The sequence below is a fragment of the Candidatus Nitrosocosmicus oleophilus genome, from assembly GCF_000802205.1.
GTDB lineage: Archaea > Thermoproteota > Nitrososphaeria > Nitrososphaerales > Nitrososphaeraceae > Nitrosocosmicus > Nitrosocosmicus oleophilus.
In genome coordinates this window covers 3,206,853-3,220,569 of the sequence record NZ_CP012850.1, presented here as the reverse complement: position 1 = coordinate 3,220,569, position 13,717 = coordinate 3,206,853, and the positions used below count along the sequence as shown (strand labels likewise).

Annotated in this window: 11 protein-coding genes; 5 read left to right on the top strand and 6 right to left on the bottom strand. The window is 33.7% G+C overall.

What is annotated here, in order from left to right; translation table 11 throughout:
* Positions 1–172 precede the first annotated feature (172 nt).
* Positions 173–2,146, top strand: coding sequence for a DEAD/DEAH box helicase family protein (locus tag NMY3_RS15485; RefSeq protein ID WP_196816707.1), 1,974 nt, complete (start codon positions 173–175; stop codon positions 2,144–2,146).
* A gap of 496 nt (positions 2,147–2,642) precedes the next feature.
* On the opposite strand, the gene NMY3_RS15480 is transcribed toward NMY3_RS15485, so the two are convergent.
* Complete coding sequence (locus NMY3_RS15480; protein ID WP_196816706.1) at positions 2,643–3,443, bottom strand: PsbP-related protein; 801 nt, start codon at positions 3,441–3,443, stop codon at positions 2,643–2,645.
* 205 nt (positions 3,444–3,648) lie between these two features.
* Entirely contained in the window at positions 3,649–4,494 is an 846-nt protein-coding gene (locus NMY3_RS15475) for a sialidase family protein (RefSeq protein WP_196816705.1), read from the bottom strand.
* 473 nt (positions 4,495–4,967) lie between these two features.
* Between NMY3_RS15475 and NMY3_RS15470 the strand changes: the two genes are divergently transcribed.
* Positions 4,968–5,861 carry an IS5-like element ISThar1 family transposase gene (locus NMY3_RS15470; RefSeq protein ID WP_196815659.1) on the top strand — a complete coding sequence of 298 codons (894 nt, stop codon included), beginning with the start codon at positions 4,968–4,970 and terminating at the stop codon, positions 5,859–5,861.
* 162 nt (positions 5,862–6,023) lie between these two features.
* Here the strand turns inward: NMY3_RS15470 and NMY3_RS15465 are convergent, their stop codons facing one another.
* From NMY3_RS15465 to NMY3_RS15455, 3 genes are all read right to left on the bottom strand, one after another.
* Positions 6,024–7,049, bottom strand: coding sequence for an alpha/beta fold hydrolase (locus tag NMY3_RS15465; RefSeq protein WP_196816704.1), 1,026 nt, complete (start codon positions 7,047–7,049; stop codon positions 6,024–6,026).
* Positions 7,050–7,681: 632 nt separating this feature from the next.
* The gene (locus NMY3_RS15460; RefSeq protein WP_196816703.1) at positions 7,682–7,933 is read right to left on the bottom strand and encodes a hypothetical protein; all 252 of its coding nucleotides are present in this window, start codon (positions 7,931–7,933) and stop codon (positions 7,682–7,684) included.
* Between the two features lie 461 nt (positions 7,934–8,394).
* Entirely contained in the window at positions 8,395–8,622 is a 228-nt protein-coding gene (locus tag NMY3_RS15455) for a hypothetical protein (protein WP_196816702.1), read from the bottom strand.
* A gap of 427 nt (positions 8,623–9,049) precedes the next feature.
* Between NMY3_RS15455 and NMY3_RS15450 the strand changes: the two genes are divergently transcribed.
* The 3 genes from NMY3_RS15450 (at position 9,050) to NMY3_RS15440 (ending at position 12,124) form a co-directional block, all read left to right on the top strand.
* Entirely contained in the window at positions 9,050–9,991 is a 942-nt protein-coding gene (locus NMY3_RS15450; protein WP_196816701.1) for a cache domain-containing protein, read from the top strand.
* Between the two features lie 23 nt (positions 9,992–10,014).
* On the top strand, positions 10,015–11,157 hold the full coding sequence (priX, locus tag NMY3_RS15445) for a DNA primase noncatalytic subunit PriX (protein WP_196816700.1): 1,143 nt from the start codon (positions 10,015–10,017) through the stop codon (positions 11,155–11,157).
* A gap of 559 nt (positions 11,158–11,716) precedes the next feature.
* Positions 11,717–12,124: a DUF1428 family protein gene (locus NMY3_RS15440; RefSeq protein WP_196816699.1), complete on the top strand. Its 408-nt coding sequence runs from the start codon at positions 11,717–11,719 to the stop codon at positions 12,122–12,124.
* A gap of 307 nt (positions 12,125–12,431) precedes the next feature.
* Here the strand turns inward: NMY3_RS15440 and NMY3_RS15435 are convergent, their stop codons facing one another.
* Positions 12,432–13,658, bottom strand: a complete 1,227-nt coding sequence (locus NMY3_RS15435) for a lactonase family protein (protein ID WP_196816698.1) — start codon at positions 13,656–13,658, stop codon at positions 12,432–12,434.
* Between the last annotated feature and the right edge of the window lie 59 nt (positions 13,659–13,717).

Sequence of the window (13,717 nt, the reverse complement as noted above, 5' to 3'; positions counted from 1 at the left end):
ACTTTTCAAGATTCATCTAGGCTTTTGTCTTCTCCTAAACTCTCCATATACTTTATTTCGAGATTAATTCTACTCCTCGTAAAAGTATATTAATCAAATTGTCGCTATAAAAAGTGGCAAAATAAAATAATGATCTATTTAGGACTATACGTTATACTACGCATCTTTAGCCATGAAACATAGCCCTAATCACAATAAAAAGGATTCAAAAATCATAGATGGGGAATCGAAAATAAATACAGTTATCCCACCACCTACACAAACTTTTTTACCATCTATTTCGTCGTTAAAGTTTCCTTTCAGTTTAAAGGATGATCAGTTAGCAGCAGTCAACGCCTGGATGGAAAATAACAATAGGGGAACTATCCTCTACAGTACAGGAACAGGGAAAACTGAAATCGCATTTGAATGTGCCAGAAGATTAGTGGGTCAACTCCTCTCGCACAAAAGGAGAGGATCGTCATCAAAAATGGATGAAGAGTACTCCACCGATTTGATATCAAATGATGATAAAAATACCACTTCTGTTTCTAAACAGTTTGAAACTACTGCAGAGCCCATTAGCAAAAAAGATACACCGTCTTTTTCTTTTTTCAATATTTTGTTTTTGGTACCCCGGATATCCCTATTAGATCAAACTCTTAATAGATTAATTTCATATGGCATCCCTAAAGAGAAAGTTGGGGTGTATTTTGGAGAACGCAAAGAAAAAAAGGAAATAATGATATGCACTTACCATAGTGTATTAAGAAATCCACTACTAGTTCGACGTTCTAATATGGTGATATTTGATGAAGTGCATTTGATAAGAGACACTTCAAAGTCATTTATTAAAATTTTTGATATTGTAATCGAAGACTCAAAAAAGGCAATCTTAGGTCTTACTGCCACGTTAGATGAGAGAGATTTTAAAAACAGCACTATACTTGCAATATTACCGCCAGTAAAAAGATATTCAATTGAGAAGGCAGTAAAAGATAAAAGACTAGCTAAACCCGTAGTAATTCCAATAAAAGTTTCTCTGACAGAAAATGAAATAAAAGAATACAATGTCTATTCCGCGAAAATAAAGAATATTTCAAATAGATTCAAAAGATATGATGTCAGTTCAATGACTGATCTTTTGAAAAAAGGTGGATTTGCAAGTGGAATGGCAAAAGCATGGTTTGCAAACATTCGAAAGAGAAAGTTGTTGTTAAGCTATGCTGATAATAAATTATCCGCAGCAGCAAACATAATTCAAAATAAATTTCCAGATGAAAAAATTATGGTATTTAGTGAGACAATAGAATCCATTGAAAAGTTGAGGGATATTTTGAAAGAAGGGGGAGTAGAATCGAAGATTATTGATGCTAAAGTCAAAACAATAGATCGACAAAAGATTCTAAATTCCTGGGGTACTACTTTTAACGTACTCTTATCCGTGCATACTTTAGAAATCGGTTATGATGTTCCTCAAGTTAGGATAGAGATCATTTTGGCTACAACATCTAACATAAACCAAATAGTCCAAAGAATAGGCCGAGTGCTTCGAAAATATGAGGGCAAGAATATTGCATTGATATATGTAGTATATGTTCCTGATACAAAAGATGACCATGTGATCGAAGTAGTAAATAAGGCCATAACAATTGAAAATGAAGGGATTAAAGTTGTCAAGAAACAAAACCTTAAGACCATCTCAAAGAGCATGGAGATGAAAAGAGCGGCAACTTCACTTCCACCTCCACCTCCACCTCCCACTCTAAAATCTTCTTTATTATCACAGAAAACACTATCAATTACCCCTTTATCAAACAAGACAAAGAAAGGGTCAAAAAAGGTATCTAAGAAAAAGAACGTTAAAAAAGAAAATTATGAGAATAGAATTCACAAAGCATATGATATTGTAGAGTCAACTCTTAATGAAGCATCTCTAATAGTTGAAGAGCATTTCAAACCAATTGTTAAAAAAGAAAAGAATAACTCAAAACTCGATAACGAATCTTTAGGATCTAGTAGGAGAATTTACAAGGTAAGGAGTTCTATGGATAAAGAAAAAAATTATCTTGTAAACTTGGAGGAACAGAGTTGTACTTGTAATGACTTTATTTACAGGCAAGTAAAATGTAAACACATTATAGCAGCTGAATTTATTTCCACATAAATTTAGTTATTGTAAATAACTCCCTTTTCGTCTCGTCTCGTCTTGCAGATAAACGACCTACTCTAAGAGGGTGCCTATTTTTTTTCGAAAAATTGATATGCCAAATTTGAGTGTCAAAGCAACTCGTATATATGCTGAGGAAAAGTATGAGAATCAAAAGATAATATCATTTTAATATATCTTTATCAAATAACATCAATTCCATAGTTTGTAAGCCACTAATGCATTCAAAAGACTGTCAAGGTAATCAAGATTTTTAGAATGTTTTATCCTTATTCCATTCAATACATATCATGATACAATCCCATGATTGACAAAAAATGTATGATTACTGTTAGAGAGTAAAAAATTTCAATATTGGTAATGTAACATTTTTATCGTAAAAGATACTATGAAACCAAAACTCGAATTACAGCACACAGAATCAATATCAATATTAATATTGATACGACAATCGGCAAGCAAAGGGTATGAACTAGATTCTTCTGAGTGCTAATCAGCCTTTACTAGTAGAGTTCGTAATCTGAAATGAGTTAATAATTTCGTTTACAACTGGCAAGTATAACTCATAGTACTTGTCTTGAGCCACAAACTCAATAATGTAAATTTTATCATCCTTTATGGTCCAAATTTCTGTAGCGTCTTTGCTGTTTTTGTCGTAACTATAGTCTAAGAATATTTGATGAGCGGGGTTACCTGCTAAAGTTGCATTCTGATTCCAACTTTTAAGGTCAAAATTATGACAATAAATCCCTATTGCACCTATTCTCTTAGTGGCTACAGTCAAAAGTTTATTTTTGTTGTCTGCTTCAGGATCATTTTTTTCCATATATTTAAAGATATTATTATTTGTGAAATCTCCAAAGGTGTCATAATCTTCAACAACTAATCGGATACTATTGTGAGAAGCTCCTATTTTGGGATTATAGTAATCACTCTGAATAGGAGCTAAGATTTCAGCTACAACATTAAGTGATTTACTCTGATTATGAAAAATTGTTGCTGCTCCTCCCTCCTTTATTGTCCAATCTGATGGATAATCTATTTTTATTCCATAAGTTGAGTTAGAGTATGAGACTGAGGGTAAAGATAAAGAGAAATTATTCTCTTTTGTAATATTTTTAATATTACTATTATTGTCTTGAGTGGTTAGGTCAAATTCAGGTGTTTCTGTTAAGGCGGAAATATTCCAAAATTTGTTCTCACCATTTGTTAAGGATAAAACAAATATCATGATAATAATAAATGAAACTGAAACAGATATGGATATCGATAATGTTGAGGATTTAATGACCAAGTTATTCTGATTTATATTGGATACTATTTAAGCTGTCTAATGACAATCGTCCTTGCAAAAACATTGATTTCAGAACAGAATAATGTTGTTATTGATTGAAAATTTCATTTGTTATGTGAATATAAAATATTAAAGTCGAAAGTGATAGTTTATATCACATTTTACTGTCTTTTTTCTATTCTATATTAAGAACAAATTAAAAAAATTAGGAGGACGTTGTATTTGTTGTGTTGGAGTCTGTAGCATTCGCTGAAAGATCTATGATGTCACCAAATGTTTGTCCTCTGTCGTCACTTATTCTCAATAATGGCGTGTCTGTCCCATCAGAGCCTTTATCCCACCAAGTAACGAATACTTTATCACCTAATACACCAATTTCTGTGCGCTCTGATACAATCCCCTTTGATTCACTCAAGTTGATATCTTTACCAAATGTTTTTCCACTGTCATTTGATACTCTTATGAATACATCAGGCTGATAGGTCGTATCGTTTTTGTCACCTCCAGTAGCAATTACATAGACATTGTCGCCCTCAGCGGCGACCTTGAGTTCATATGGGGAAGTTTTGACGTTATCATACGACTTCATTCCTTGAGGGAGTGATGAAGATGTGAGACTGGAGTCAGAATTGTTTGTCAATTTGAATTCAGGACCAAATGTTTTTCCATTATCATTAGATGTCCTAATATAAGCATCGGCATCTCCTGTCTTGTTGTCTGCGTAAGTAATGTAAACATTATTGCCAAATGCAGCTACATCTGCTTCTACTGAAGTTCCATTCGTAGAGTTACTCAGGCTAATCTTATCACCAAAGGTCTTACCGCCATCATTAGATGCCTTGAACATTACCTCATAATTTCCGGTAGTATTTCCCCACCATGCAACGTAGACATTGTCATCAGACACGGCGATAGGAGCCTTACCGTCGCTTCTGTCGATACAAGGCCAAGAGAAGGCATGTGCAGATTGGAGGGGTACTGCAGTTACCGCAGTGATTATTGTTACAAAACATAGCGATAAAATTATTTTTATCTCTAATTTATTTTTCATTATTAATCCTATAGACGGGTATTATAAAAACAAATATTCTTGTTTAAAATAATAAAAATTGGATAAAAAGTCATCTGATGATTTTGAATTTCTAGTTGCTTTGTTCTACCCCATAAGTAGATATCGTGAATCCCCAAATTAATAAAATAGAATTCTGATCCATGAGATTGTGTCACAAAGCATTAGGACAATTTATCTAAGTGTTGAAAATGTCGTTTAGGTAACCTTTTTTAAAGCATTGATACTTTGTTGATGAATTATTTTTCTAACAGAATAGCTAATCAAAATCTTATGAGGTAAGAAAAAAAGTGGTATGAAAGTCAGTAATGACTACTTATCTCATCCACAGGGAAAATACTCAACATAGGTTTCCTACTTTATTGACCAAATCTGGAATTAAATTTTGTCAGCATAATGAAATGCTTTGTCGCCTAACTCAACATATTTAGCTGGAATGAACAGATTGATTATTTGTGATAGACTGGCCCTCTTACAATCGCTCATTAGTTCAACGCGGTGAGATCCTCTTCTCGTATGATTTCCTTGATGGTTGGGGTTCAGAGATAGAGAATATGAATATAAACAAAAAGGGTAAACCATTTGTATTTCCAGATTCTTTCATCTTGGCCATTGGTTACATTCGCTATTTATTTCACCTACCATACAGACAAACCCAAGGTATAATTAAGGCCACAGGAAAAAGGTTACCTGCTAATCCACCAAGTTATGGTCACATCTGTAAACGAATCAACAAGCTAAACATCGATATTAAAAGAGACAAGATGGATGACGATGATGACCTAATAATATCAATAGACAGTACAGGTATCAAGATTACTAACAGAGGTCAGTGGATGGATGAGAAATGGAATACACAAAATAGAAAAGGATATCTCAAGATCCACGTTGCTGTAGACATAAAGACCAGGAAAATCATTGCTTTGGAAGTGACAGATGAGAAGGTACATGATGGGAAAATGCTAAAGAAACTAGTCAATCATGTTTTGGATTCGAGAGAACCAAACACTGTAAAGATAAAATCGGTACTAGCTGATGGAGCCTATGATTCAAATCCAAACTTTGTGTATCTTGAGGACAAAAAGATCAATCCAGGTATAAAGGTAAGAAGGAACTCTATTGTTTCTCCTAAAAACAATAGGTTAAGGAACAACGAAGTAAAGTTACAAGCAAAGGATCTGTTGAAATGGAAGACAAAAAGAAAATACGGACAGAGATGGATATCTGAAACTGTGTTCTCAGCTATAAAGAGAATGTTTGGTGAATACACATCAGCAAACAGGTTTCAAAACATGGTAAAGGAGATCATGATAAAAGTATCATTGTATAACATTTTTAGAAGAATATAACATGATGATCATGATGATAACCGGAGAATAAGGAATTATGCAACAAAGCATAATGAAATACATATTTCAAGAAAGTTAATAATCATAACAAACACATTCACGAGAATTCAATACTGGCCAATGTTAGAGGATGGTCCGAGAAAAGGTAGGCTTGTCTGATTGTTACCTTATTGTTTCTGATACATTCAAAAATGTTTCAACGATTTCGGTAAAGGTTTTGGGATATTGATACATCAAGCCATGTCCAGCACCTTCGATTTGGACAAGCCATGATCCTGGGATCTTATCTACAAGAATTAGTGAGTTTCCAGAAGGAACCGCTTCATCTTCGATACCCGTTATGATTAAACTGGGTTTAGTCACTTTTTGGAGTAAATCGCAGATTCCAGACCAATAAGTAGAAAGCCAATGCTCATTTATCTCAAACTGTTTTTTTACTGTAGAGGAAAGGATAGTTTCAGAGGTCTTTGGAATCGATTCTAAAAAATTTGGATTTTCTTTGATCCATTGGAGTGGAAATGTAACTTCTAAGAAGGCAGAGGCATCTTTCGTGCGATTATTTACAAAATCCGTTAATATACTAATCACTTTGGGATTTTGAGGAATGCCTTCATGCCCGCCACATGATGAACCATACAATACTAATCTGTTTATCTTTTCTGGGTAAGTAATAACCAACTGTTGAGCAACAAAAGAACCCATGGAAAATCCAAGCACGTCAGCTTTTTGTATTCCTAGAGCATTCATTAAACCAACAGTATCATTTGCAAATTGTCTTACGGAGAAAGGTTTTGTTCCCTCTGTAGAATTCCCAACACCTCGATTATCAAAGATAGTTACCTTATGACTTTTAGCCAATTCATTCAGAAAATGTGAGGGCCAGACATCCATTACATTCCCGCTACCGCTAATGAGTATGATTGGCTCTCCTCTTCCAAAAGTCTTGTATGCCATTTCTATATCTCCCACAATGACTTTTTTTGTGTTGACTTTATCAATCGATACAGACTCAGAATTACTATCAGGCAGTGTTGATTCATTATTACTAATAGATTCTACCTGGCCGCTAGCTGATATCGAATTTGAAATTTGTAACTTTTGACCAGTGATAAAGCCTGTCAATCCAGCCATAGTTATGATTGCGATCGCTACCAAGATTTGGCCAAAGAAGGACGGTTCCCCTTTCATGAGTCTTATTTGTTTTATTCTGTATATAATATGATTAATCGTTCAACTTTGCAATCCCATATTGAATGGAGATATTTTTGGATAAAACTAATCACTAAACGTATCAACTTGCAAATTCATTTTAATTCTTTTGACATTCTGATCAATTATGAGATGTTTGCGTGATTAGATGAAATTTGGTTCGCAATATAGATATACAACAATGGTTTCAAGTTTGAAAACAAGGTAAAAACATAAAAAATCACGTATATTCTATGGTTGTTGCCTTAAACAAATTTGGAATTGTTATCAATATTATGTGAATATTAAGAATATCAGTAACACTTAGCTCACAACAAAGTTGATAATTTTAGTAAATTACAGATCGCAATAAGAAGGAAGACTATTGGACGTTTTAGTAACCAATTGATTCACAGATTGATCCATAATTTCAAAGACTGTGATGGAGGCTGTGGAAGGATGGTGGGGGGAGGGGAAAATTGAACAAGAAATTTGGGTCTTAAATTCAGTATATGATAAGCAAAGACTCTGATTACCAACGTAGAAAAAGCATGGATAAAGCTTTTCAAAGGTTAGGAGTTTAATTTGCTTAAGATTACTAGAATTGATTCAATGGCATTAACATTAGAGCTTTAAAGAAACATACACGCCCAAATAAAACTTAGCAGAAAATAGTTCAGGTTATAATGTTTCTTATTATCTAATAGTATTGATCTTAAATATTCAACCTCTGCTTTACAATCTACGCATATAATATCTTCATCCTGCAAGTCTTCCACATAGATAGCAGTCGAACAAATATTACAAAATACAAAATCAATAGGACACCTGTCTCTTTCTGGGTTTGCAGAGCTGGGGGAGTCAAAAGGATTCTTGATGTCCACTCTTTTAATTTCACCCCCTATCAATATAATCTGTCATTTTCCTATTCTTGTCAATAATTACAAATAGTTTGAACCTGGAAGATTTTTTATATATGATCTAAATTGGAACTGTAAATTTAAGATACATCTTATATTTTCAGTATCCATAAATATATTTGAACCAAAGGCAATAAAGTTCGATGAAATGATAGCAAATTGGTTGATTTTCATATTTTGTTTCATGTTTATACTCAATGCAGGTCTTACTAGATTATCTATTTGTTATAAACAAAAAAACATACAAAACTCATGTGGATGGAGACAGCTAATCTCTCACACTAATTTCTTCTCTTAAAATAAGAAAGTTAAACTAGAAAACATGCCAAACTAGCCGGTAGCATGCAAATATGCTCTCTATTTGCATAATATGTTAGGTTGATAAATTTTTTGATATATTTTGCAAAAGTTATGTGACCGAATTTTTAATTTTTTGGTGCCTCGTTATAGGATTTACAATTGGGGCATTGTAATATTATATTGTGATAATTGTATGTCATTACATTTTCTGCTAAAACAAATCCACAGCAGCCACAAACGTGGGATTCCAGTTCGACCCCTTTGACTAACGCATCCTTATCATCACTACTAAAAATTGTCCTTTTCTCTGCGTTAGACGGCGATATGACTTGAAGTTTAATTATTTTAGTCATATGACATTTATTTGCATTGTCGGATTTAAGGTATACCCGGATTTTTTACTATGAAAATAGCTGAATAATTCTACTATGATATTGAAGTTTATATCGCTCAAACATCTGTTTCAAATGGCATACACGAATATAGATGATATTTCAATTTTTTCCACCATAATGGCATTTAGTCATTTGATATTGAATGGTTAATATTTTCATCTGACAATTGGAATATACTCAATTTGTTGTCTAGTGTGTAACCGAAATGTGGGTGTAATTTCCTTTAATAGTTTATTGTCCCTTATCCAAAATATTCTACATTTATCTCAAGTACAATATCTTGTGTGATATTTGACTAATTAGTCAAAATCTATGGTTATTTCAATACAAACCGGCAATTCTGGATAAAGTGACAATTCTTATTAATAACAAGGATATTTTATAGATGATGGTAAAAGGATTAGGTTTGATGGTAATACCTGTCTTGTTTCTGATAATCGGAATTTCTGCCATAACATTCATGTTCATTCCTTCCATGAGCACGTATTCAGTAATGAATGAAAACCAAAATAATAGTAATACAAATCAATCACAATTTTCCATTACTACAAACCTTACATTATTGAAACAGCTGGATCTTCATACTCTTTCTCAAAGTCTGAATAATACCATATCGGATTTAATGGATATAGCAGAAGCCTCAATGAACGGCTCTAATTCTTTTGGAAACATGCCTATGGTAAATATTACAAGTGAAATGAAAATGAAATATCATGGGATCCCTAGCGACCTAGACCTAGAAAAGAGAAATGAAGCTAAAAAACTACTGGCTACTAACAAGGCTTTACTATATGTAGGGTTGCTGTTACCAAATGGAGATCGCTATTTTGGTGAACCATACTCACCATATCAAACTAATAGTTCTATAACCAACTTTGCGTATAGGGATCACTTTATTGGTGCCGTGGAAACAAATCAACCATACTTGAGTAATACATTAAATGCAGTATCTACAGGTGAACCACTTGCGATACTTGCGAACCCAATTTATTCAGATGCGAAAAACAATAATACATTGATAGGAGTGCAAGTGTTAGGTTTGAACTATACCTACTTCAATGATCTGGTGAAATCAGCAATGCTACCAGAGGATAGTAATAAGAGGTTTGTAATAATAGATAGCAACGGTACAGAAATAGCTGATTCGTCCTCTGACAACAAAAACATGGAATTGTATAAGGAGCTTCAAAGTTTTCAAAATGCCAAAAATGGTGAATCAGGGATATTGGTAGAGAAAGTAAATGGCAAAAACATGTACATTTCCTATACTCCAATAAAGTTTGCTCAAACTAACTGGATTGTATTGTTAATGTCGACGAAAGATTGATTCACAATTATGATATGAATATAGTGGGTAAAGACAATATTCCTAACCCTCCAATAGATTTCATTTTGTCACATTTCGATAGTTCCTCTGGCCAATTTCCTTGTAAAATGATGACCTTTAGATCAAATGGACAGTTTACCGTAAATACAAAACAAGAAATCTTGAAACGTTGTGAGCAATCTGACTTTAAAGATTGTCGCATTAATGCGTATCCTGAAACTATAGTGAAGGAAGGCATGCTAATTCAAGCGCCAAACTTTGTCTTTGTTGACTTGGATCTAGGCAATTTTGATAATGATATTAACAAATTGAATAAAGTAAAAAACAGTACTTTGAGAAAAATGGAACAAATGCATGGTTCACATCCGACACTTTCTTGGACTGGGAATGGTTATCATATTTACCTGCCTATAAACGTTTCAGTTCTGGACAATGAGTATGTTTTTTCTAAGGATAAGTTTCCAAAGTTATTTTCTTTGAAGGGAAAATATTCACAGTACTTTGTATCTGAAGCCTTCATGCAATATGCAGAAGATTTTTTCACAAGTGGAAGGGCCGATCCCAACCATCGACCGAAATACAAAACTTGTTTAATTAGGATCCCTGATACTTTTAATTCCAAATGTCTGAATAGAGGATTAAGCTTGGAGGACTCCAAAGTAAGAATCCTTCAGAAATGGGATGGAAAAAGAATTGACGGTGATGCCATCACGCACGAATTTTTGATATGGTTAATAAGACAAGAGATTAATCTGAACAATTCATCTTCTAATAGGTCCAATCCTACTAAAAAAAATAGAACTAGATACCTTGGCACAGGAGAGAGTCATCATCAAGACAAATCTAGCTTTAGAATTGAATGGATTGAACGGCTTTTACAAATTCCTATAGACGATCAAAGAAAATACTGCTTGTGGCGAATTATTAGTCCGTACCTACTGAATGTTAAACATATCTCAGAAGCAGAAACTGCCAAAACGATGGAAAAATGGTTATACCAATGTAGTCATCTAAAGAAATTAGATTTTGAACCTAGAATCAAGATATATGGTATAATTAAGGGCAATAAAGGATTCAAGCCAATTTCTTACTCTAAACTTAAGGATGAAAATGAAGAACTTTATTTGTTCCTACAGAAGAAGAATTTAGAAAATATTTCCAAATAGATTTTTTATCAAATCTCTTATTAATGTCGATTAAGTGAAATTTGACCATCACATAGAAGTCTCCCACCCTGAATATGGTACTCATTGTAATAACACATAATACTCTCACAGAACGGGTAAGATGTTCCAAAAATGCCAACATAATTAGTTGTCTAGAGATCAGGATGCTGTTCTGCCTCAATAAAATAAGACTATGGCCTCCACAAAACAAATACAAATAATGCAATGATGTTGTGTATTACATGGAATCGACTTGTCCCTAATTGAATGTGGTCCTGTGAGAAAGCATGGTAAGCATAAAATAAATAATAATAGAAACCATATCTATTTGGTACTAAGGTATAGGTCGACAATAATTTTTGGAGGCATTTGTTAAGGTTTCATAATTCGTCCAGAATGGATATAGGGTGTATTTGTCCTTAATATTAGATCCTATCCAAGGTATCATCATAAATTAAATTAAAAACCACAGTTCAAACAAACATTGAGATAATCTATCAAGTACCAATATACTTTTGATCCCTTAACTATTTTTATATCATATTACTTTACCAATCTTATGAGTAATTTGGATAATTCTGCAAACCAAAAAGGTTCTCAGGCTCAGGTAGCCATTTTCCTATACCGCTCCCCAAAGAAAAATCATGATGCTTTAGTAAAGATAAACAAGCACTCTCATGATTTTTTTATGAAACACGGAGTATCAAAATTTGAAGTCTTTAATCTCAATTCAAGAGAAAACATGATGGATTTTGTAAACTTATCAAAGACTATTTCTGCTAATGATGATGAGGATGTGTGGCTTGAAATCCAGTCATATAGAGATGCCAAGCATGTACAGGAATTTATGAAGGCAATGGAAGGTGATAAAAGTGGTGATGAAATGTATAAGGACTTTATGGAGCTTATTACACCAGGTTCAATAGTTACTTTTGGGGATTTTAGTAAGTTAGAACAAATATCTTAGATATCTAACTCATCGAATTTTTTCCTTTTATTTCCCCTTTTTTTGCAAAAAATCTATTCAAATCAGTTACTATAATAGGAAGTCGCTTGGAAACGGTAATTTACAATAGCCCAAAAAAAGATATAGGGTTTACTTGCCATTCTATTTTTAACTCTGTACCATTTAACTTTTAAAGTCCCTTTGGTTTTATCTTTGGTTCGAATATGCCGTTAGTATGGTGGGCTTTGGCCGATGAACCATCTAGAGCTGATTTACCTGCTGATTATGCTGGGACTTTTCCTAGAATCCATTTTACTGTAATATTCTCTTACTTAAATTCAACAGATTCAATCCAGTTGGGATCTCTGCCTACCTCATATCTATTCAAAAATTTTAGTTCACCAGTTTCTTCGTTAATTGCATGTATAGATATATAACCTGACTCTTGCCCCGCTGCAATCACAAATTTACCTCTAGGATCAATGTTAATACCGCGAGGTATTTTTTCAGTATCATAACTTCCAATGTATGTCAAATTCCCTGAGTGAGGGTCAACACCAAAGGCAGTAATTGTATTAGTAGCTCTTACACTTACGTAAAGCCATTCACCATTAGGCGTAATGTGAATATCTGCAACTCCAAAAGTAGTAACTTCATCTTCTGTTTCTTGCGCCCCATCTCCATCTCCATCTGCAGGAGTTGATGGTTCAGGGCTTAGGTTTCGAGGTATTGCTGAAATTCTTTGTATTTCATCTAAAATCCCTGTCTCGTTGTCTATCTTATAGGAATAAACCATACCGTCCATTTCATTCGATACATACACAAATCTGTTATCTGGTGAGAAATCAATATGTCTTGGTCCAGAATCATCTTGAGTGTATACCGCCTCCGGGTCATTTGGTGTAAGAACTCCTGAGGTTTCATTAAACAAAAATTGCTTTATCTGTGCGTTACCTAAATGAGGTACATAAACAAACTGATTTGATCGATCAACTAGAATTGAATGGGGGTTGGGACCCGTGGAAATTACCTGAACAGGCTCTGATTTCACAACCCCGTCTAGTCCTATTGGATTTACCTCAATTTTAGCATCGGTATATGATACTGAAAAAAGATACCTTCCCGATTGATCAACTGAGATGTAAGCCATGTTATGAGGTAATAATTCTTTAGATAGCTGATTTAGGTTACCAGTTTCCCGATTGATAGAATATGTAATCACTGAAAAAGGTTCTGAACGAACCGAGGCATAAAGGAATCGATGATCTGGACTCAAAGCCATATGCTTTACATTAGATCCAGCAGGCACCTTTTCCACTATTTTAATGTCACCTGTTTCGGGATCCAGCTTCATGACTGTAATATCTCCATCTTCGCCATTAGAAACATACACAAATGTTTGCTCTGAATAGGATTGATTTATTCCCATGGATAAAGCTGGAATTATTAATGCAGTCATTAAGAGTGGAATTCTGAGAGCAAATAGAGTAGTTTTCTCTGTCATTAATAGATCGTATTGGTATCTATAACTAGTATAAATAAATTTCTTGCTCAAGCAAACAAGAGTTCCTAGTGATATATCAAAATCTCTACTTGATCACATGTTGTAAATGT

Bases quoted from the DNA above. Each gene is read 5' to 3' on its own strand.
- NMY3_RS15485 (WP_196816707.1), top strand. From the start codon at position 173: ATGAAACATAGCCCTAATCACAATAAAAAGGATTCAAAAATCATAGAT.
- NMY3_RS15475 (WP_196816705.1), bottom strand. From the start codon at position 4,494: ATGAAAAATAAATTAGAGATAAAAATAATTTTATCGCTATGTTTTGTA.
- NMY3_RS15465 (WP_196816704.1), bottom strand. From the start codon at position 7,049: ATGAAAGGGGAACCGTCCTTCTTTGGCCAAATCTTGGTAGCGATCGCA.
- NMY3_RS15455 (WP_196816702.1), bottom strand. From the start codon at position 8,622: ATGACTAAAATAATTAAACTTCAAGTCATATCGCCGTCTAACGCAGAG.
- NMY3_RS15450 (WP_196816701.1), top strand. From the start codon at position 9,050: ATGATGGTAAAAGGATTAGGTTTGATGGTAATACCTGTCTTGTTTCTG.
- NMY3_RS15440 (WP_196816699.1), top strand. From the start codon at position 11,717: ATGAGTAATTTGGATAATTCTGCAAACCAAAAAGGTTCTCAGGCTCAG.